The organism is Amycolatopsis sp. cmx-11-51, assembly GCF_047608665.1.
Classification (GTDB): domain Bacteria; phylum Actinomycetota; class Actinomycetes; order Mycobacteriales; family Pseudonocardiaceae; genus Amycolatopsis.
Map to the genome: position 1 here is coordinate 1 of NZ_JADNQO010000004.1, position 19,914 is coordinate 19,914.

19 protein-coding genes and 2 pseudogenes are annotated in these 19,914 nt (G+C 68.1%); 13 read left to right on the plus strand and 8 right to left on the minus strand.

Annotated elements, in window-relative coordinates; genetic code table 11:
• Positions 1 to 200, plus strand: a pseudogene (locus tag ACM6LU_RS16550) (IS630 family transposase); the annotation flags it as partial.
• 87 nt (positions 201 to 287) lie between these two features.
• Here ACM6LU_RS16550 and ACM6LU_RS16555 read toward each other — a convergent pair.
• From ACM6LU_RS16555 to ACM6LU_RS16575, 5 genes are all read right to left on the minus strand, one after another.
• Positions 288 to 1,274, minus strand: coding sequence for a helix-turn-helix transcriptional regulator (locus tag ACM6LU_RS16555; protein ID WP_414938593.1), 987 nt, complete (start codon positions 1,272 to 1,274; stop codon positions 288 to 290).
• Between the two features lie 3 nt (positions 1,275 to 1,277).
• The gene (locus tag ACM6LU_RS16560; RefSeq protein WP_414938594.1) at positions 1,278 to 1,931 is read right to left on the minus strand and encodes a S1 family peptidase; all 654 of its coding nucleotides are present in this window, start codon (positions 1,929 to 1,931) and stop codon (positions 1,278 to 1,280) included.
• Between the two features lie 637 nt (positions 1,932 to 2,568).
• The gene (locus ACM6LU_RS16565) at positions 2,569 to 2,925 is read right to left on the minus strand and encodes a hypothetical protein (RefSeq protein ID WP_414938595.1); all 357 of its coding nucleotides are present in this window, start codon (positions 2,923 to 2,925) and stop codon (positions 2,569 to 2,571) included.
• A 488-nt stretch (positions 2,926 to 3,413) separates the two neighbouring features.
• On the minus strand, positions 3,414 to 4,115 hold the full coding sequence (locus tag ACM6LU_RS16570; RefSeq protein WP_414938596.1) for a S66 peptidase family protein: 702 nt from the start codon (positions 4,113 to 4,115) through the stop codon (positions 3,414 to 3,416).
• Between the two features lie 131 nt (positions 4,116 to 4,246).
• Positions 4,247 to 4,642, minus strand: coding sequence for an ATP-binding protein (locus tag ACM6LU_RS16575; RefSeq protein ID WP_414938597.1), 396 nt, complete (start codon positions 4,640 to 4,642; stop codon positions 4,247 to 4,249).
• Positions 4,643 to 4,763: 121 nt separating this feature from the next.
• On the opposite strand from ACM6LU_RS16575, the gene ACM6LU_RS16580 reads away from it, so the two are divergent.
• The 3 genes from ACM6LU_RS16580 to ACM6LU_RS16590 are packed head-to-tail and all read left to right on the plus strand — an operon-like array spanning position 4,764 to position 7,125.
• The gene (locus tag ACM6LU_RS16580; RefSeq protein WP_414938598.1) at positions 4,764 to 5,564 is read left to right on the plus strand and encodes an alpha/beta fold hydrolase; all 801 of its coding nucleotides are present in this window, start codon (positions 4,764 to 4,766) and stop codon (positions 5,562 to 5,564) included.
• Positions 5,561 to 6,787 (plus strand): PP2C family protein-serine/threonine phosphatase, encoded by a 1,227-nt coding sequence (locus ACM6LU_RS16585; RefSeq protein ID WP_414938599.1) that lies wholly within the window; start codon positions 5,561 to 5,563, stop codon positions 6,785 to 6,787. The genes ACM6LU_RS16580 and ACM6LU_RS16585 overlap by 4 nt, the downstream gene beginning before the upstream one ends.
• The gene (locus ACM6LU_RS16590; protein ID WP_414938600.1) at positions 6,784 to 7,125 is read left to right on the plus strand and encodes an STAS domain-containing protein; all 342 of its coding nucleotides are present in this window, start codon (positions 6,784 to 6,786) and stop codon (positions 7,123 to 7,125) included. The genes ACM6LU_RS16585 and ACM6LU_RS16590 overlap by 4 nt, the downstream gene beginning before the upstream one ends.
• Before the next feature lie 8 nt (positions 7,126 to 7,133).
• Here the strand turns inward: ACM6LU_RS16590 and ACM6LU_RS16595 are convergent, their stop codons facing one another.
• Positions 7,134 to 7,325, minus strand: coding sequence for a hypothetical protein (locus ACM6LU_RS16595; RefSeq protein WP_414938601.1), 192 nt, complete (start codon positions 7,323 to 7,325; stop codon positions 7,134 to 7,136).
• Between the two features lie 313 nt (positions 7,326 to 7,638).
• On the opposite strand from ACM6LU_RS16595, the gene ACM6LU_RS16600 reads away from it, so the two are divergent.
• Positions 7,639 to 8,076, plus strand: coding sequence for a hypothetical protein (locus ACM6LU_RS16600; RefSeq protein ID WP_414938602.1), 438 nt, complete (start codon positions 7,639 to 7,641; stop codon positions 8,074 to 8,076).
• Between the two features lie 133 nt (positions 8,077 to 8,209).
• A complete protein-coding gene (locus tag ACM6LU_RS16605) occupies positions 8,210 to 10,084 on the plus strand; it encodes a Calx-beta domain-containing protein (protein WP_414938603.1) in 1,875 nt (624 codons plus the stop codon).
• Positions 10,085 to 10,142: 58 nt separating this feature from the next.
• Here ACM6LU_RS16605 and bla read toward each other — a convergent pair whose 3' ends face one another.
• On the minus strand, positions 10,143 to 11,042 hold the full coding sequence (gene bla / locus ACM6LU_RS16610; protein ID WP_414938604.1) for a class A beta-lactamase: 900 nt from the start codon (positions 11,040 to 11,042) through the stop codon (positions 10,143 to 10,145).
• 103 nt (positions 11,043 to 11,145) lie between these two features.
• Between bla and ACM6LU_RS16615 the strand changes: the two genes are divergently transcribed.
• From ACM6LU_RS16615 to ppk2, 4 genes are all read left to right on the plus strand, one after another.
• A complete protein-coding gene (locus ACM6LU_RS16615) occupies positions 11,146 to 12,036 on the plus strand; it encodes a LysR family transcriptional regulator (protein ID WP_414938605.1) in 891 nt (296 codons plus the stop codon).
• On the plus strand, positions 12,033 to 12,935 hold the full coding sequence (locus ACM6LU_RS16620) for a serine hydrolase (RefSeq protein ID WP_414938606.1): 903 nt from the start codon (positions 12,033 to 12,035) through the stop codon (positions 12,933 to 12,935). The genes ACM6LU_RS16615 and ACM6LU_RS16620 overlap by 4 nt, the downstream gene beginning before the upstream one ends.
• A gap of 92 nt (positions 12,936 to 13,027) precedes the next feature.
• Entirely contained in the window at positions 13,028 to 13,645 is a 618-nt protein-coding gene (locus tag ACM6LU_RS16625; protein ID WP_414938607.1) for a LysE family translocator, read from the plus strand.
• 8 nt (positions 13,646 to 13,653) lie between these two features.
• The gene (gene ppk2, locus ACM6LU_RS16630) at positions 13,654 to 14,661 is read left to right on the plus strand and encodes a polyphosphate kinase 2 (protein WP_414939140.1); all 1,008 of its coding nucleotides are present in this window, start codon (positions 13,654 to 13,656) and stop codon (positions 14,659 to 14,661) included.
• A gap of 24 nt (positions 14,662 to 14,685) precedes the next feature.
• Here ppk2 and ACM6LU_RS16635 read toward each other — a convergent pair.
• Positions 14,686 to 14,943 (minus strand): annotated as a pseudogene (locus ACM6LU_RS16635) (hypothetical protein); the annotation flags it as partial.
• A 197-nt stretch (positions 14,944 to 15,140) separates the two neighbouring features.
• Between ACM6LU_RS16635 and ACM6LU_RS16640 the strand changes: the two are divergent.
• The 3 genes from ACM6LU_RS16640 (at position 15,141) to ACM6LU_RS16650 (ending at position 19,885) form a co-directional block, all read left to right on the plus strand.
• Positions 15,141 to 16,910, plus strand: coding sequence for an alpha/beta hydrolase (locus ACM6LU_RS16640; RefSeq protein WP_414938608.1), 1,770 nt, complete (start codon positions 15,141 to 15,143; stop codon positions 16,908 to 16,910).
• A gap of 203 nt (positions 16,911 to 17,113) precedes the next feature.
• On the plus strand, positions 17,114 to 18,031 hold the full coding sequence (locus ACM6LU_RS16645) for a LuxR family transcriptional regulator (protein ID WP_414938609.1): 918 nt from the start codon (positions 17,114 to 17,116) through the stop codon (positions 18,029 to 18,031).
• A 444-nt stretch (positions 18,032 to 18,475) separates the two neighbouring features.
• Complete coding sequence (locus tag ACM6LU_RS16650; protein WP_414938610.1) at positions 18,476 to 19,885, plus strand: MFS transporter; 1,410 nt, start codon at positions 18,476 to 18,478, stop codon at positions 19,883 to 19,885.
• The last annotated feature ends 29 nt before the right edge of the window (positions 19,886 to 19,914 follow it).

Consider the following 19,914-nt stretch of genomic DNA (forward strand, 5'->3'; position numbering starts at 1 on the left):
GGCCGCTGAAAACCTTCGTCGTCGCCGGATCGAACCACCCGAACCACACTGTCGCGACCCGCGCCCTGCACGACTACCTACGTTGGCGCAACGCCAACGCCCGGCACCCCGACGTCCTCGCAGCCCAACGCCGCGAACGAGCACGCGTCCGCAGCGAACGCCAGCACATCTGGGGCCAACGCGCCACCCACGCCGCCTAAACCAACCCGGCCAACCTATGTGGTCACAGCACTAGTTGCGGTAGGTCGGTTCACCAACTACCGCAACTAGAGGACTAATTGCGTGCGTCAGAGCCAGCCGTTGTGCGCGGCGAAGACGCCCAACTGGAACCGGCTGGAGACACCGGCGCGGTCCATCAGGGCTTCGAGATAGCGGAACAGGGTGCGTCTGCTGACGCAAAGTCCGGCGGCGATTTCGTCGTCCTTGCGCCCGGCCGCGAGCAAGATCAGCAATTCTCGTTCGATCGGCCGGATCGGCTGTGCGGACGCCTGTGCTCCCCGGTCGAGCGGGAGCGCCGCGGCCCAGGACGTTTCGAACAGCCCTTCCAACGCGGAGAAGAGGCTGCAGGGGCGGACGATGACGATGGACTGGTTGCGATCGGCCTCGCGGATGGTCAGTGCGATGGTGGCCGCCCGGTTGTCGAAAAGTGTCAGCTTCACGGGGAGTTCGGGCAGCAACCGTGCCTGCTCGCCCGCGCGCAGGCACGGCAGGATGTTCCCGGTGAGATAGCCGGGATCGCCCAGTGACGCTCCACTGTAGACACAGCGGTAGGTGATCCCGCGCCGCAGCTGCTCCTCCTCGAGGAGGTTCCGTTGGCCGCCGGTGAAGTAGGGCGGGGAGTCGAGACGGCGCACCTGGTGCCGCACCGTGGTCGCGAGATGGTGCAACCGCGCGACGATGGCGTCGCCGGTGACCACTTCGAGCAGGTCCTGCGCGTTCGGCATTCCCGAATGCGCTCGCCGGAAGGCGCGGTACGCGGTTTGCACCGCGAGCCGCGCGTCGTGCAGTTCGGCTTGCCGTCGGGTGGTCAGCGCGGCCAGCGCCTCACCCGGATTCGCGGGGAGGAACTCGGTGCCGTCCACTCCGGACGACACCGCCAGCCCCGCGTCGGCGAGTTCTTTCAGTGCCAGATGGACGGTCTCCGCGTCGTCCTCCTGCCACGCCAGGTCCCCGGCGGACACCGGCGCGCTCTCGATCATCCGGCGGTAGATCCGGGCGGCGGTCTCGCCGAGACCCAGCCTGATCAGCTGCGCGCCGAGTCCGTCCGAGGACATGGCCTAGACGCCCGAGGTCTCGCGGATCCAGGTGCGGTTCGCCGCGATGCCGGTGTGCGTCGAGCTGTCCACCTTGTTACCCGCGATGTGCACGCCGACCTGCTTGCCGCCGACGAACACCGGCCCGCCCGAGTCGCCGCCGTTGGTCAGCCCGTCGCCCTTGCGTGCCTTGATCAGTCCACTTCCGACACTGGTCACCGTCATCCGGGCGACCTTGAGGTAGCGCTGAAGGTCGCCGTCTTCGTTGTAGCCCCAGCCATAGACGTATTCGGTGTTCCCGGTGGCGACGGAAGTGCCGAGTGACGCGTACGTCGTGCTGACCGAGCGGTCGAGCTTGAGCAGCGCGATGTCGGCTCCGCTGGACGGTGTGTAGATGTCCGCCACCACGGCGTAAGTTCCAGCGCGGTGGTCGACGTCGCCCACGCGGACCGAGTAGTCGGCACCGGGTTCGTCGATGCAGTGCCGGGCGGTGAGCACCCAGCGGGCGCTGATGATCGAGCCGGAGCACCACTGCTCGCCGTTCTGCTCGATCATGGCCGCCCACGGGCCGGACTGGGCGTATTCGCCGTCGATGATGGGGGCCGCGCCGGCGGCGGGCGCGACCGTCGCGAGCCCGGCCGCGCACAGCAGTGCGGTGAGTAGACCTCGGATACGCATGGATGCCTTCCACTACAGGAAACTACGAAAAGAATGGGAATTCGACGGGTCGCCCGTTCATGGCGCGGCGGGATCGCCAGGGGTCGCCCGGCCGGATCCGATGCCGGTTTTGCCATGCTAGGCAAGCGGATACGGCCGTCGATAGCGACTAAAGACGGGAGAAGGGCGCGCTGAGCGGCACGGCACCCGGCCTCTCGGCACGGAAGTGCCGATGGCACCGATGTGTCACGGCTCCCGGAGAAGTGTGGTCTGGCCGAGGGGAGTCCGTGAAGGCCTACTTCACTACTCTCTAGGTCAGGGTCCCGGCAAAGTCGAGGTCTTGCGGGGCAGGCGGCTATTTGTCGCTGTGCGGGGCTGACAATGTAGGAATCGGGACGTTGAGTGTCCCCATTCCTCCATCGTCGCGGGGTCGCACCGGTTGCAGAGCTTGATCACCACAGGTGTTCAGGGACATGCCTCCCCCAAGGAATCCCGGCACCCGTCCGAGCGGTGAGGATTTCGGACGTTGAACGTCTCGAATCCTCCCCACTCGTCCCTTGCAGCACTAGCGATGCCTAGTCCGGATAACCGCCTGACCTGCAAAATTTCGACTTCGCCAAGGCCTGACCCTCAAAGTAGGAAGGAGGCCTTCACGGCCTCATCGCCGACGGCGTTTCCTAGGCGGCGCGGGCTCGAGCAGTTCTTCGGCGATGAGGATGGCCCGGTCCGACAGCGTCGCGGACAATCGCTCCAGCGAGTGACCGATCCGGCCCGCCTCCCGGCGCACACCCTCGCCGACGGGCTTGCTGTGTCGATCGGCGAGACCCGCGATCCTGCTCCCGGAGACCAGGACCAGATCGGCGAGGCGCTCGCCCAGTTCGGTCACCCGGTTCGCCGTCTTGCCCGCCCGGCGGGCCACCAGGTCCTCGGTCTCCCGACGCAGCTCACGGACCGCGGACCGCGACTCCGTTGTCGTCCCGGTGAGTGCGGACCTCAAGGTTTTTGTCACGTCCATCAGGGATCGACCTCCACGCGGCTAGCCTGTGCTTGAGTGTACGCCCGTACTCTTGATTTCCGGAAGACGTGCGCGAGGTTCTCCTTGTATGACAAGGAATTCGCCCGCCGTCTTGGTCCTTAGTGCACGCCCAGGAACTGAATTGAGCGCGGCTGGGTCCGGTGCTCGGAAACCAGTGAGGTCGTTTACGAGGTTATCGCGGCACCGCCCCTGACGACTGGACCGGCCTGATCGGTGAGGGGCGTTCGACAAAACGGAACAGTGCTCCGTATGTTCATGGAACATTGCTCCGTTTTAGTTCGTCGATCCAAGAGTAAAGTCACGTTATGAGCTTTTCGACCGCCGAATTCGTCCTGTCGGTCAGCCCGGTGGTGCTCGATCCTCCCTTGATCAAGGTCCGGGTCGGTGCGGCTTGGTGACGATGTAGGAATTGGGACCATGGACGTCCCAATTCCTACATCGTCGGCCTAGGCGAATACGGATCCGCTTTAACCGTCCTTACCACTCACGCCCGGTGCCACGGTGAGCGTGCCCGCGACCGTGTTCAGGACGGCGGGCGGCCCCAGCGGCACGGAAAGCGGGTCCGTGCCGCGTCCGACGTCGAGGCCGCCGAGCACCGGGACACCCAGCGAGCCCAGGCGATCGGTGAGGACGTCGACGAGGGTCCAGCCACGATCGGTGTAGTCGTCGAAACCGGGGAACCGGCCGAGTGCGACACCGCGTACGCCTCGAAGCGAGCCGGACCGGATCAGCTGGGTCACTTGCCGGTCGATCTGGCCGAGGCCGATGGAGCGCTCAACCTCGAGGAACAACGGGTCGCGACGCAGGGTGATGGGCGCGCCGTTCATCAGCAGCCGCCGGGTCGACGCGGCGGACCGGGAGCCCGCCAGGAAACCGTGGATTCCCGCCAGGCCGCAGTGCCGCCAGAGGGCGAGGTGCGGGGAGGTGATGTCGCTGAAACCGACCAGGGGCCTGGGGTCGGCCCGGACCGCGTTGAAGTCGATTTCATCAGCGCTGCGGTACGCGCCCGCGCCGCCGGTGGTGGCGATCACCGCGCGGACCTCGGGGGAGCGGAAGGCGTCGTTGAGATCGGACAGGCGGTCCTCGTCGCGACCGGCCAGGTATCCCCACTGGCCGAGCGCGTGCACGCCGACCTCGGCGATCAGGCCCCAGCTTTCCAGCACCGCCACGGAGTTCGCGAGGAGCTCACGGCTGGGAAGCTGGCAGGTGAGACCAAACGAACATGGTCACCCGGACGCGGTCTCGGCGCCACCAGGCCACGGCGTCCGCTGCTCTGCGACTCGTCCACACGGCGATCGTGTCAGAGCACCGGGATCTCCGCCCACACCGTTTTGATCCCGGCGCCGGTGTCCACGCCCCAATCGGCACTGATCGCCTCGACCAGCGCCAGTCCCCGTCCGTGCGGGCTCGTCGGATCCCGGTTGACCACGCGAAGGGGCCTCAGCTGTGGGCGGCGGTCGTCGACTTCGACGCGGACGACGGCACGCCCGCAGGGGACGGACACCCTCAGTTCGGTGACGCCGTTGGCGTGTTCGTGCGCGTTGGTGACCAGTTCGGTGGTCAGCAGCTCGGTGTCGGCCACGGTGCCCCGTCCGACGCCCCCGAGCCGGTCGCGGAGCCACGCCCGGACTTCTCGCAGCGAAGGGGCGCTACCGCTGGGGAATTCGTAGGCGTGGCGTGTTCCGGTAAAACCCATGCGTATCTCCTTAGCGGTTTCCCAGCTGGGCCAAGAGCATGGGCGCATCGGAGGAATACCCAGGCAGGAGGGCGCTCACACTCGTGCCGCGAGGATGATTCCGGCGTGGAAGGATACGTCGGTGGACGTGCGAAGCAGGAGCAACGTGGTGGTGACCGGCCGGCCCGACGGGCCGACCGTGCTGCTCGCCCACGGCTTCGGGTGTGACCAAAACCTCTGGCGGCTCGTCGTCCCGGCGCTCGCCGAACGATTCCGCGTGGTGCTGTTCGACCATATCGGCGCCGGTAGATCCGACTTCACGGCCTGGTCGCCCGAGCGCTACGTGAGTCTGGACGCCTACGCCGAGGACGTTCTGGACATCTGCGAAGAGCTGGACCTGCGCGACGTCGTGCTCGTCGGGCATTCGGTGTCGGCGACGATCGCCGTGCTGGCCGTGAACCGGGAGCCCGAGCGGTTCGCGAAGCTCGTGCTGCTCACCCCGTCGCCCCGCTACGTCGACGACGGGGACTACCGGGGCGGGTTCAGCCGGGCCGACATCGACGAACTGCTCGAATCGCTCGAGTCCAACTACCTCGGGTGGTCGGCGGCCATGGCGCCGGTGATCATGGGCAACCCCGAACGCCCCGAACTCGGGGAAGAGCTGACCGACAGCTTCTGCCGGACGGATCCCGCGATCGCGCGCGTGTTCGCCCGCCTCACCTTTCTGTCCGACAACCGCGCGGACCTGGCGAAGGTCGCCGTCCCGACGCTCGTGATCCAGACCGCTCGCGACGCGATCGCCCCGCAGGAGGTCGGCCGCTTCGTGCAGCGGCAGATCTCCGGCAGCGAGCTGGTGACCCTCGACGCGACGGGACACTGCCCGCAGCTGAGCGCGCCGGAGGCGACCGCGAAGGCGATCATGGAGTTCATGAGCACCCCATGATGTGTGAAACGAGCGGCGACGGGAACAAGACGGGGATGACGTTCCCGTCGTTGCTCGAAGACAGCGCCGAAGATCTGTACGAGAACGCCCCGTGCGGATATCTGTCGACGTTGATGGACGGGACCATCGCGAAGATCAACACCACCCTGCTGAGCTGGCTCGGCCATGACCGCGACGAACTGGTCGGCAGGCGGAGCTTCGCCGACCTGCTGACCGTCGGCGGCCGGATCTATCACGAGACCCATGTCGCGCCGATGCTGGCGATGCACGGCGAGGCGGGCGGGCTCGCGCTGGAACTGCGGTGCGCCGACGGGACCCGGATCCCGGTGCTGGTGACCGCGACGGTCAAGACCGGCGCGGACGGTACGGCCCAGCTGATCCGCGTCGTCGTCTTCGACGCACGGGAGCGCCGCGCCTACGAACAGGAACTGCTGCGCGCGCGCCGGCAGGCCGATCACGAACGCGACCGGGCGCGGAAACTCGCGTCCACCCTGCAGCGCACGCTGCTGCCGCCGGTGCTGATGACCGTGCCGGGGTTGGAGACGGCCGCCTACTACCACCCGGCCTCGGCCGACGAGGTCGGTGGAGACTTCTACGACCTGTTCCCGCTCACCGGCGACAACTGGGGCTTCTTTCTCGGCGACGTTTCCGGCAAGGGCGCCGTGGCGGCCGCGGTGACATCCCTTGCCCGCTACACGATGCGCTCGGCCGCCGTCTACGACCCGGATCCCGTCGCGGTGCTCGAGAACCTCAACACCGTGCTGCACCAGGAGTTCCAGGGCGGCGATCCGCGGTTCTGCACCGCCGTGTACGGCTCGCTCAGCCCAGGCCCCGACGGCTGTGCCGTCACCTTGGCCAGTGGCGGACACCCTCCGGCGGTGCTGCTTCGCGCGGACGGTTCCGTCGAGTTCGTCGACACCTACGGCGGAATGCTCGTCGGCGCCATCCCCGGTGCGCGTTTCGTGGAGACCACGGTGCGGCTGACGCCCGGTGACGTCCTGCTTCTCTACAGCGACGGCCTCCTCGAAGCGCGCCCCACGAACGGCCGGGAACGCTACAGCGAGGAGCGTCTTCTGGAGTTCCTCGCGGCCCTCGGCCCGGTCGGCGCGAAGGAGACTGTCGACGCGCTGGCTGTTCTGCTCGCCGGTTTCGGCGACGGGGTGGAGGACGACACCGCACTCTTCGCGCTCGGAGTCCCCGACGTCACCAGGATCCGGCGGTGACCGGCGCGCTCGGCATCGCCATCCGCGTCACTCGGGCCGCGACGGTGCTGGAACTCACCGGCGAACTCGACGTCGTCACCGCTTCCGAAGCATGCCGGGTGATCGGGACGTTGATCGTCCCAAGTGGACAGTCGTTGATCATCGACTTGTCCGCGGTGACCTTCTGCGATTCCAGCGGGATTTCCGCTTTGCTGGCCGCCCGGAACCTCGCCGTCGCCGCGAGCGCCGCGATCGCGCTGGTGAACCCGCCGGAGAACCTGCTGCGGAGCTTGAGCAGCACCGGCCTCACGGACGTCCTCCCTGTCTACCGCTCCGTCGAGAGCGCCGAAAAAGCTTGAGGTCGGCGTCAGTCCTCCCACCCGGCGATCGCGGTCACCCGGATCTCCACCCGCATCCCGGGCGCGCCAAGGGCCGGGACGCCAATCTCGGTCCAGAGGGGCGCGCGATCGCCCATCCGTTCGCGGAACTGCTCGACCATCACGCGGTTGTGGGCCTCGCCGATGGTCTCGGGGGAGTCCGGGACGTGGTAGGAGTTCACGGCGAATGACGTCGCGCCAGGTGGCGCCCGCGGTGGCGAGGGTCCGTTCGACGTTCTCGAAGGCCTTGACGATCTCGTCGGCGGCGGATGAGTGAACTGGCCCACCTCGCCAACGGTTCGCTCTCTCGTCTGTCCAATGTGGTCAAACGCTTCGAGCAGTGCGGGTGGGTGAAACGCTCACCTGAGGCATTTCTGGGCGTCGCCGAGCACGGCTGGTCGGCGATGAGGATCGCCGAATCGCTCAGCGTTCCCGTCGAATCGATCGAATTGCTCCGTCACCATCCACGCGGATCCGGTCAACGGCGAGGCGAACGTGGGTATCGAGGTCCGGAAACCGGCGAACTGGGAGAAAATCTCCCACCCCGTGAAGTGGATCGACGGCGGGGCTGATTATCAACCCAGCACTGTGTTCCCTGCCAAACTGGCCAGGTTGGCCGATATCCATACGCAACCGATCTACGGCAACAACGGTGGCCCGGCGAAGTACGTCCGGCTCGATGACGGGGAGGTCCGCTGTATTCACTGGCCGAGCCGGATGTCTCATCACGGTATCGGCGGACCGGGCGAGGTTACGACATTCGGTGAACATTCGCCGGTGAAAGTCGGTCGAAGCCGATTTTCGCCCGGCGAGATGTTCACGGAAAACATAAGACCTTCGACGCCTCTCACACTGAAGAGTGAGAGGCGTCGAAGGTCGTTCGGCTGGATGGCGCAATGCGGACATGGTCCGCGTAGCCCGGATTCGCGGTGACCGCCCGTTGAGCGTCTTGACAGGGGGCGCTCTGGGTGACATCCGGCCCAGGCGCTAACGAAATGGCGGGTATTCCGTCTTTCCCAGAACCCACCGCAATTCCGGCCGTCGCCGGTTCTCGAAAGGGAAGTCCATGTCACGAAGACCACTGCTCGTCGTTCTGACCGCCGTCACGGCGGTGTTCGCGTCCACCGCGGTCGCCGCCGCGGCCCCACCGGGGGTCGACCCGGCCACGCTCGACCTGACCCTCAACGCGGGGCAGAGCACCACCGTGACCAAGAACGTGACGACCTCGGCCGTGCCGCCGAACCCCGATCTCGTCCTGCTCGCGGACACCACGGGCAGCATGGGCGGCCCGATCGGCAACGTGAAGGCGAACGCCGGCACCATCACCGGTGATGTGCTCGCCGCGCAGCCGACCGCACAGTTCGGCGTCGCCGAGTACAAGGATTTCACCGACTCGGTGCCGTTCAAGGTCAACCAGGGCATCACCGGTGACACCACCGCGGTCCAGACCGGAATCAACCAGTGGGCGGCTTCGGGCGGCGGGGACACGCCGGAGGCGAACCTGAACGCTCTGTACCAGCTGGCCACCGGCGCGGTCACCTTCCGGCCGGACGGCACCCGCATCATCGCGTGGTTCGGCGACGCGCCGTCGCACGATCCGAGCGGCGGGCACAACTTGGCACAGACCATCGCGGCGCTGCAGGCGGCGAAGATCAGTGTGGTCGCCGTCAACGTCGGGGGTCTCGACGCCACCGGACAGGCCAGCGCCATCACCTCGGCCACCGGTGGGGTGCTGCTGAACAACGTGCCCGCCGGCCAGGTCTCCCAGGCCATCCTGGACGGCATCAAGGCCATCGAGGTCACGGTGACCCCGACGGTGACCAGCTGCGATCCGCAGCTCACGGTCACCAACGCCCCCGGCAGCGTCAAGGTGGCCAGCGGCGACGTCGCCACGTTCACCGAGAAGATCACGGCGTCGGCGAGTGCCGCTCCCGGCACGTACCAGTGCGTGGTCGACTATCAGGTCGACGGCGTTTCGCGTGGTTACATCGAGACCACGACCGTGCGCGTGCTCGGCTTGAGCATCAACGACGTGACGGTCGACGAAGGCTCGGGTGGCGCGCCGGTACCGGCGACCTTCACGGTGTCGCTGCTCGGCGGCCCGAGCCCGAACCCGGTGACGGTCCAGTACTCGACGGCCAACGGCACAGCGACGGCGCCCGCCGACTACTTGACGGCGGGTGGCACGGTCACCTTCGCTCCCGGTGAGACGGTCAAACCGGTGACCGTCCAGGTCGTCCCGGACACCGTCGACGAGCCGAACGAGACGTTCACGGTGAACCTCTCGGCCCCGTCGGGCGCGGGCCTCGTCGATCCGACCGGTGTCGGCACGATCCTCGACGACGACCGTGACGGCGTCTTCTCCTGCACGGGCACCGCGGCGAACGTTGTCGGCGTGGTCGCGGCGCAGGCCAACCCGGCGAACCTGCCCTGTGCCGACGACTTCAGCACCGTCGCCGCCGCGACGCTCAACGCCGGCCTGATCGAGGTCGAAACCCAGGTGCTGACCGCGTCGACCGATCTCACGCCGGACAACCAGTCGGTCGCGCCCGCCGCGGGCGATCGCGCGCTGGCGTCGGCGAAGATCGACAAGACGGTGATCAGCACCCTCGGGCTGAACATCGAGCTCGGCGTGATCCAGTCGCAGGCCACGGCGACCTGTCAGCCCGCGCCGGGCGGACTCGCCCCGGTGCTGGCGGGTAATTCGAACGTCGCCTCGCTGAAGATCAACGGTCAGGCGATCACGGTGGGCTCGGCGCCGCTGACCATCCCACTGGTCATCGGCTCGTTGAAGCTCAACGGCCAGACCGTGGCGAACGGCGTCGTCAAGCAGCAGGCCGTCGCACTGGACACCGCGCTCGCGAAGATCGTGCTCGCGGAATCCCAGGCCGACGTGCACGGCACCGCCGCGCACCCGGCGGGCAACCCCTGCCGGCGCTGATCCGGTGAACCCGGCCGGGGTGGACAGAATCTCTCCACCCCGGCCGGTACCCAGTTGTCTAGGAAAGAGCTTTCACCGCTGCCGCCGTCGCCTGTGCGAGCAGCTTGTTGTCGATCTGGGCGTCCTTGGTGGCCCGGTCGGTCAGCACCGAGATGACGATCGGAGCCCGGTCCGGCGGCCAGACGACGCCGATGTCGTTGCGTGTCCCGTAGCTCGCGGTTCCCGTCTTGTCGGCGACCGGCCAGCCAGGGACTCCGGCGCGGATGTTCGGGTCGCCGGTGGTGTTGGCGCGCATGATGTCGACGAGGATCTTGCGCTTGTCCTCGGGAAGGGCATTGCCGAGGGCGAAGGCGCGGAGGCTCACGGCGAGGGCGCGAGGCGTGCTGGTGTCCCGGATGTCGCCCGGAGTGGTGTCGTTCAGTTCGGGCTCGATCCGGTCGACGTGAGTGGTGGTGTCGCCGATCCCGTGCAGCACCGCGGCGAGGCCCGCGGGACCGCCGAGTTCACGGAAGAGCAGGTTGCCGCCGGTGTTGTCGCTGTAGCGAAGGGTGGCGTCGATGACGTCGCGCAGTGGCATGCCGGTGTCGACGTGCTTCTCCGTGACCGGTGAGTCGGAGACCAGGTCCTGCCTGCTGTAGGTCACCGTCCGGTCCAGGTCCGCGACCGGGGTCCGCTGCAGGACACCGCCGGCGCTGAACGCCTTGTGCGTCGAGGCGTAGGCGAACCTCTCGTCGGCGCGGAAGGCGACCTCGCGGCCGGTCGCGGTGTCCACCGCGTACAGCCCGAGCCGGGCGCCGAAGGCACGCTCGAGCTGCTCGAAGTCAGCTCGTCCTGCCGTCGCGACGGGGGTGGTGACGGGCGGCTGCGCCGGGGCGGGGGTGGAACACGCGGCGAGGGATACGACCGAGAGCGCCAGGAGAGCGGCTCGGCCTGTCCAGCGGCGGGAGATGACGGGCATGGGTGACTTCCTTTCAAGATCGTTCGATGCCCGCAGTCTGTCCATGACCGTCCATGCTGTCCAAGACACGAATGACCGGTTCCATGCGATTCACGCATAGTATGTGGTCGTGGACCTGATCGGCAGCTGCCGGGCCTTCGTGAGCGTCAGTGAGGCCGGCTCCTTCACCGCGGGAGCCGCCATCGCGCGTATTCCCCAACCTGTGGCGAGCCGTCGCATCGCCGCCCTCGAACGGCATTTCGGCGAGCGGCTGTTCGACCGCACCACCCGTCGCGCCCTGCTGACGCCGTTCGGCCAGGACATGCTGCCGTCGGCGAAACGCCTGGTGACCCTGGCCGACGCGATGGAGCACGACGCGCAACGCGCCAAACTCCGGCCGATGCGGCTCGCGGTGCCGGAAACCTGCACGACCCGCGAACTCGCCGAACTCGACGCGGCGGCACGGACACTCGACGTCTTCCTGGAATTCCGGCGGGCCGCGCCGCGGGAACGAGCGGAACTCGTGCGCACTCAAGAGGTCCGGGCCGCGCTCACGGCCGTCCCCGCCGAAGAGGGCACGTGGAAGGTCCCCCTGGGAGTCGCCGGTGGGACCAGGCAGCCGTCGGGCTCCTTCCACCTGGAAACGCTGCGGGTCGGCCGATCCGGCCGCCCGCCGCGCCGGGTCTGGATCCAGCCCGAGGACGACGTCCCGCATATCCGCGACCGCCTGTTCCGCGTGCGCGACTCGGTGGGACTGCGGCCGGCACAGGTCGCCGTCGCCGATGCGCTCACCGCCGCCGCGGCGGCCGTGTTCGGTTCGGCCGATCTGCTGGTGTGTTCGACGGCCCAGGCCACCGAACTCGGGCTGAACTGGCTGCCCATCGGCGAGATCCGGCTCGCTCGCGGCTTCGAGATCACGGCGGGGCTCGGCGAGGACGCACAGCGGCTGCGTGCACGATTGTGGCCTGACATCGCCCGGTGTCTCGGCGCGGAAGAGACCGAGGAGACGACTTGACCACGGAAACGCTGCTCCTGCGGTTGCGCGCGGAACTCGACGACGGCGGCCTGCGGGGCTCGTTCCTGGTGCGTGACCTGCGGACCGGCCACGAGATCGGCATCGATCCCGATCTGGTGTTCCCGAGCGCCTCGTTGGTGAAGGTCCCGCTCGCCGCGGTGACCCTGGAGCGGATGCGGCTGGGCGAACTGGACGGTTCGGCGGCGATCGACGTCCAGCCGGGCCGGGCCACCGCGCCAGGGCCGACCGGGCTGACCCGGTTCCGGCATCCGGCCAGGGTCGCGATCGACGACCTGCTCTACCTCACCATGGCCATCAGCGACGAAACCGCGGCCGACACGCTCTTCTCGCTGACACCGCCCACCGAAGTCACCAGGATGACGCGCGAATGGGGCGTCGCCGGGATCTCCGCGCGGCATCCGGCGGCGGACCTCAGCGACACGCCCGCGGAACGCTTCGATCCCGCGGACGTCCACCTCGCGCACGCCCTCGCGATCAGCGCGGGCACCGTGGGACAAGGACATCCCGTTCCCCAGCTCGACATCACCCGTGCGAGTTCCGGCTCGGCCCGCGCGTTCGTCGGCCTGCTCGAAGCGCTGTGGAAGCCGTCCAAAGTGGACGAAGGGGTGGCGGCGAGGGTGCGGGAGCTGATGGGGCTCAACCTGTTGCGCCAGCGGCTGAGCCCCGACTTCGTCTCCGATGCCACGACCTGGTCGTCCAAGACGGGCACCCTGCTGAACATGCGGCACGAGGTCGGGGTGGTCGAACACGCCGACGGAGGACTCTTCGCGATCGCCGCGCTGACCGAATCCCGGGTGCCCGCGGCGATCCAGCCGGAGGCCGAGGTCCTGATGGCCCGCGTGGCACGAGCGCTGCGTGATCACCTGCGCGCCGGCTGACTTCGTTGGCACCTTCTCGTGAAGGGTTCCGTGATTGATCGAGTCCGGCTCTGGGCACCTCGAAGGCCGAGGCCTGCGGAAGGGGAGTGTCGATGAGCGCGGGAACCCTGGCGGTGTTCGCCGGTGTCGTCATGGTCGCCTACGTGATCCCCGGCCCGGACTGGGTGGTGATCCTTCGCCAGTCGGTCCGGAGCCGCTCGGCTGGACTCGTGGCGGCCGCCGGTGTGCAGTGCGGTCTCGCCGTGCACATGGCCGCCGCGGTGTTCGGCGTCTCGGCTGTGCTGCTGCACAGTGCCGTCGCCTTCACCGTCCTCAAGATCGTCGGCGCGGCCTACCTCGTCTACCTGGGAGCGCAGGCGCTGTGGAGGTCTTGGCACGACTGCGGTTCCCCAGCACCTGAAGCGGAAGAGTCCTTGCCGCGGCGGGTGTTCCGCCAGGCCTTCCTCGCCAACGTGCTCAATCCGAAGGCCGCTTTGTTCTTCGTGAGTGTGTTGCCGCAGTTCATCGACCGCGAGGCCGCGGCGACCCCGCAGGTGCTGACCCTCGGCCTGCTGGACATCGGCCTTGGTGTCCTGTGGTGGGGGCTGTTCGTGCTGCTCACCGCGCGGTTGTCGGGTCTCATGCGCAGGAGTGGCCCGCGCAAGGTGCTCGACCGGGTCACCGGCACCGCGCTCGTCGGACTCGGTGGCGCGCTGGCGGCCACGAGTTGACACCGCGTTTGCGGGACGGCCGCCACGGGTATCAGCGGCTTGTGCTCGACCCATCGCCTGATCTCGCCGCGCACTTCCCGGAACTGCGGGACCAGCGTCTCGTCGTCGACTACGAGGACGCCGACGATCCGATCCTGCGCCGCCCGGACGGTTCCCCGATCGACACCTGGCGGGAGAACTATCCGTACCCGTCGCGGATGACCCGCGACGAGTACGAGGTGGTGAAGAGGTCGCTGCAGATCGAACTGCTGAAACTGCAGTACTGGATCAAGGAGACCGGCGGCCGCATGGTCATCCTGTTCGAAGGCCGGGACGCGGCGGGCAAGGGCGGCACCATCAAACGGTTCACCGAACATCTCAACCCGCGCGGCGCGAGGGCGGTGGCGCTGAGCAAACCCACCGAACGCGAGCAGGGCGAATGGTACTTCCAGCGCTACGTGAACCATCTGCCCACGGAAGGCGAGATCGTGCTGTTCGACCGGTCCTGGTACAACCGTGCCGGCGTCGAACGGGTGATGGAGTACTGCACCGACGAGCAGTACGAGCGGTTCATGCGGCAGGCCCCGACGTTCGAGCGGATGCTCGTCGACGACGGGATCATCTTAGTGAAGCTGTGGTTCTCCGTGTCGAAATCCGAGCAGCGGACCCGGTTCCTCATCCGGCAGGTCGACCCGGTGCGCCAGTGGAAGCTCAGTTCCAACGACATCAAGTCGCTCGGCCGCTGGGACTCCTATACCAAGGCGAAGGTCGCGATGTTCCGATCCACCGACACGGAGATCGCGCCGTGGACGGTGGTCAAGAGCAACGACAAGAAACGTGCCCGCGTCGAGGCGATGCGCAGCGTGCTCGCGCGGGTGGACTACGCAGACAAGGCAGAGGACACCGTCGGCGAGCCGGATCTGAAGGTGGTCGGCGCCGCGGCGACCCTCCTGGAGGAGGGCGAGGACGAAGCGTCGCTCAGTCCGACTCCGATCGCGCAACCGGTGGACTCCGGTCCTGGGCTGCATCCCGACTGACCCTGGGCCTGGGAGGGACTCCCACCCGAATTCGCGCAGGGCGGAGGCGACCACCCGGTCGAGGACCAGGCAGGGATGCTCCGGTGCTCCGCCGCCGGCGGAATACGGGAACTTCGTGAAGAAGGACGGTCCGAGCCCTGGGATCAGGTTGTGCCGGTCCGGCCGCAAGACCGCGGCCGGATCCCCAAGCCAGCGTCCGCCCCGCGACGGCTTCCCCGCGCGGGGAGGTGGGCACGGCCCACCCGGGGAAGGACACGGTGCTGAGATCGGTCGCGGACACACCCACAGGTCGCGAATGATCCGGAGTCGTTACGCTGGTCGCGCCGTCGGTGTCGGGATCCCGCCATGTCGGGTATCCGCCAGCTTGCGGCCGTGTAGGAGTGCTGATCACCTGTCTTTACTTCTCGTACGGACGTCGGGGGCTCCTGTCGAAAGGGATCATGGTGATCAGTAGTACGAGAAAGACGCGGAGAGGCACGGTGGCGGTGATCGCCGGTGCCTTCCTGGCTTCGGGCCTGGGGCTGGCCCCTGCCGCGGGTGCGGCACCCGCCGCCAAGGCCGACCCGGACACCGCGGCGCTCGCCGGCGCGCTGACCAAGCAGGCGGTGGCCTGGGGTGAGTGTTCGTTCCCCTCGGTCGCCCCGGCGACGGAAGCCGAACTGAAGAAGGTCAAGGGTCTCGCCTGCGCCACCATCCAAGTGCCGCGTGACTGGCACAACCCGCAGGACGGCAACACCATCGGCGTCCGCGTCTCCAAGACCGCGACCGCCTATCCCGGCACGGGCAGGCAGGGCATCGCGCTGGTCAACCCCGGCGGACCCGGCGGGGAAGGCCTGCCGTGGGGTGCCGCGATGGCGATGCGCAGCCCCGTGCTGGCCTCGCAGTACGACTTCGTCGGCTTCGATCCCCGCGGCGTCGGCTTGAGCACGCCGCTGACCTGCAGCTACACCGTTCCGGACAGCACGGATCAGAACGTGATCAGCCGGGCGAAGGTCGCGGGCTGCCTCGAGAACCCGCTGACGAAGTTCATCAACACTGAGCAGACCGCGTACGACATGGACTTCATCCGGGTGCTGCTCGGCGAGAAGAAGACCAGCTACATCGGTTACTCGTACGGCACGTGGCTCGGCACCTGGTACGCCACGACGTTCCCTGGCAAGGCGCACCGGTTCCTGCTGGACTCGTCGACCGACGCGAGCCGCTCGACGCTGGAGAAGACCTGGGACCTGCAGCCGCGCAGCCGTGACCGCCAGTTCCAGGAAGCGCTGCTGCCCTACATGGCGCGCAACGACGCCAAATACAAGACGGGCACCGACCCGCTGGAGATCCGCCGCAACTGGGAGAAGGCGGGCGGCACCCGGGAGTTCACGGGCATGCTCTACGCCGCCTGGTTCATCATCCCCGCGATGTACAACACCAACCAGTACCCGTCGGCCGCCTCCATGGTGGCCGCGCTGGCCAAGAAGCCCGCTCCCGCCGGGACCGACGCGGAGAAGCTCGAGCAGGTCGTCGCCGAGGCGCTGACCACGCCCGGGCTGACGGACGCGAACAAGGCGTTCCTGGCCAAGGGCAAGAAGAACGCGCTGGAGGCCATCGCGAAGAAGGACTCGGTCGAACGCAAGGCCTCCTACCAGGGCGGTGCCGAAGTCGAGACCTGGGACGCCGCGTTCGAGGCGATCCGCTGCCAGGACGGCCAGTGGAACCAGAATCTGCACTACTGGAACTACTGGCAGGCCGACCTGACCGTGAACGCGCCGTTCATCGCGCCGATCATGGCCCTTTCGGGCGCGCCGCTGTGCGCGTTCTGGCCGACCACCAACGCCAAACCGGCGCCGGACCGGAAGACGTTCCCGAAGTTGCTGATCGCGCAGACCGAACTCGACGCGGCCACGCCGTACGAGGGCGCGCTCGCCACCGCGAACGGCCTGCCGGGCGCCAAGATGATCAGCGTCGACAACGAAGGCAGCCACGGGATCTTCCCGTACAACACCGACTGCGTCGACGACCCGATCGTCGCCTACTTCCAGACCGGTCTGACGCCGAAGAAGAAGTTCACCGGCTGCCAGGGGCTGCCCTTGCCGGGGGAGGACCAGACGGTCGAGGTCGGCGGCAACCTCGGGCACGACGGGAAGATCAAGCTCAAGATGATCACGCCCCAGGTGCGCAAGGCGAACGAGATCGTGCGTGAGCTGCTCGAAGGCACCGCCACGCCGGAGGCCGACGAGAACGGGATGCCCGCCAACAGCTAGTCCCCGAAGCGCTGAACGGAGGCTCCCGCGACCCGATCCGGTTCGCGGGAGCCTCTTCGGCGTGCATCTGTGATCCTTTCGTTACTGGTTCAGGCGCACGAGCTCGCCGCTTTCTCCCTCAGGACCGGTGAGTGGAAGCAGACACCGCGACGCCTGACATCGATGTCAGGGCGTCAATCCCGGGTGGGGGAGGAGAAAGCGTCATGCCGGCCGAGTCGCGGGGCCTGTCGATGGAGGCGGAGCAGCTGTACCGGGCCCTGCTGGACGGGCACCCGATCACGCCCGGTGCCGAGCTGACCGAACTGGAACGGTTCGGCCTGGTCCGAGCCGGTGCGGCCGGGGTCGAGGTGCGCCCGCCACGGGCGGCGCTCTCGGCGTTCGCCGCGCAGCACGAGGCCGCCGCCGTCCGCGCGCGGGAAGCGGCCGAGGTCCTCGGCGCCGCCTACTCCCTGCGGACCGGCCGGGACGCGGACTTCGTCGAGGTGCTGCACAGCCGCGACGAGGTGATCGCCACGTTCGAGGCCATGCAGACCCAGGCGGGCGTGGACATCGTCGCGCTGGATCCAGGGTCCTACATGAGCCCGAAATCCGAGGTGAGCACGGTGCAACCGGGTTCGATGGCGCGCGGCATCGGCTACCGCGTCGTCTACGACTCGGCCGTGCTCCAGGACGACGACGGCTTCGCCCACGTGCAGTCGAGTATCGCCCTCGGGGAGCAGGCAAGGGTGTTCCTCAGGCTGCCCTTGAAACTGGTGATCGCCGACAGCAACCGGGCGCTGATCGCCGTCCCGAACTCCGACGCCGGCGACGTGCTGGCGTTGCTGATCCATCCGTCGATGCTGCTGTGCGCGCTGATCGAGCTGTTCGAATCGTTCTGGCGGTTGGCCGTGCCGGTCCGGGCAGGCGGGCCGGACGGCGCGGAAGCGGCGCGGGAACCGACGCTCGCCACTCGTCGGCTACTCGCGTTGTTGAGCGGCGGCCTGACCGACGAGGCGATCGCGCGCGAACTCGGCGTCAGCGAGCGCACGGTGCTCCGGCGGATCAGCCGTCTGCAGCAGTTGCTGGGCGCGCAGACCAGGTTCCAGCTGGGAGCACAGGCGTCACGTCTTGGCTGGCTCTGAGTCGCTGGTGGCGTTGCCCTGCCTGTGCGGGGTGAAGGGGACTTTCCCCGCATGCCATGCGGGAAGTCCCCTTCGCGCGGCGAGGTTGTGGGTGATCCGCTCCCCACGCCCGGTAGGCGAGGTAGGGAAGGCGACCTTCACGGGCCTGCCGTCGACCAACGCTGACCGCCTCTCACGGATCGTCCCGTCCGGTGGTTTGGCGTACTCGGGGACGGCCTGCTGAATCTCCTCCAGGGTCATGGTCACTCCTTGCCGCACGACGACGTACGCGAACGAGATGTACTCACTCGCGTGAGGAAGTTGGCAACAACCGGGCTCACATTCGTGAGGTTCTGTCGCGGGGACATCAAAGGGGAAAGCAGGAGTTATCACTCGAGTAAGGGTGATGGTGTCGTGAGTGGTAAAGACGGTTTTGACCGTCAATTACCACTCGCGAGGTGAGAAATGATTCCGACGCTGGTCATGATCGCGCTCGGGGCGTTCGTCACCACCCTCGACAACACGATCGTCGCGGCGGGCGCGCCCTCGCTCGCCCGCGACCTCGACCTCGATCTGCCCGCTCTGCAATGGGTGAGCATCGGGTACATGCTCCCGTTCGCCGGCCTGCTGCCGGTGGCGGGCACGCTGGTCGACCGCTGGGGGCAGGCCGCGACCCTGCGGGCCGGGCTGCTCGCGTTCGGCGCCGGAGCGGCCGCCGGCGGGCTGGCCACGACGGCGTGGCTCGTCATCTCCGCGCGGGTGCTGCAGGGCGCCGCCGCGGCGTTCCTGGTCCCGGCCCTGCTCAGTCTGCTGCGGACGAATCTCGACGCGCGAGGACGGGCCCTCGGCGCGACGGTGTGGACGGCCTGCCTCGCGGTCGCGCTGGCACTCGGCCCGACACTCGGCGGCGTGCTGAGCGAGTACCTGGGCTGGGGCTGGATCTTCTTCGTCAATCTCCCGTTCGTGGCGGCGATGCTGGTCCTGCTGCGCACGGTCGACACCACCGGTCGTGATCGGGGATCGAGAGCACGGCCCGCCGCGCTGTCGATGCTGGTGGTGACCGCCGGGATGGTCCTGGTCACCGCGGCGGTGGTGGAACTGGGCGAGGGCGGCGCGGTGCTGCCCGCGGCGTTCGGCGCAGCCGGGACGGGCTTGGCGATCTGGTTCGTGCGCAAGGAAAGACACGCGCGCGAGCGGCTGGTGCCCGCGGAACTGACCGGTCATCGGGTCTTCACCGGCTCGCTCATCGTGCAGTTGCTGTGGGGACTGGGCGTTTCGGGGGTCTTCTTCTTCACCCCGTTGCTGCACCAGGAATCCCTCGGGCTCGGGCCGATGCTCGCCGGATTGCCGCTGGTCGCGGTGGCGGTCGCGGTCGTCGCCGCGACCCCGCTGGTGCCCTGGGCGGTGCCGCGATTCGGTCCACATCGGACTGTTGCGGTGGGGTTGGCCACGGTCGCCGCGGGACTGCTGGCGGTCGCCGCGGTCAACCACGTCCCGGAGGTGCTCCCGAGGATTCCCGGACTGGTGCTCATCGGCGCCGGATCCGCGCTGACCACGCCGCTGACCTCGCATGCGCTGGAAGTCGTGGCGGGGAAGCACGCCGGTACCGCTTCGGGCCTGCTCACCGCGTCTCGTGAACTGTCGAGCGCGCTGGGGGTCGCGCTGATCGGGGCCGTGCTGACGGTGGTGCGCACGGCGAAGCTCGACGAAGGTCCCGCACCCGCCTTGGCCAGTGGGTATACAGCGGGCCTGCTGACCGCGGCGGCGCTGCAACTCGTCGGCGCGATCCTCGCGTTTCGACTGCTGAGCGGCCGGACGGGGCAAAGTCCGTCCCGAAGTGACAAGCGGGGTGACCCGTTTCTCTCTTCCCGGTGAGCATGACCGCACCGGCATCAGCGTTTCGT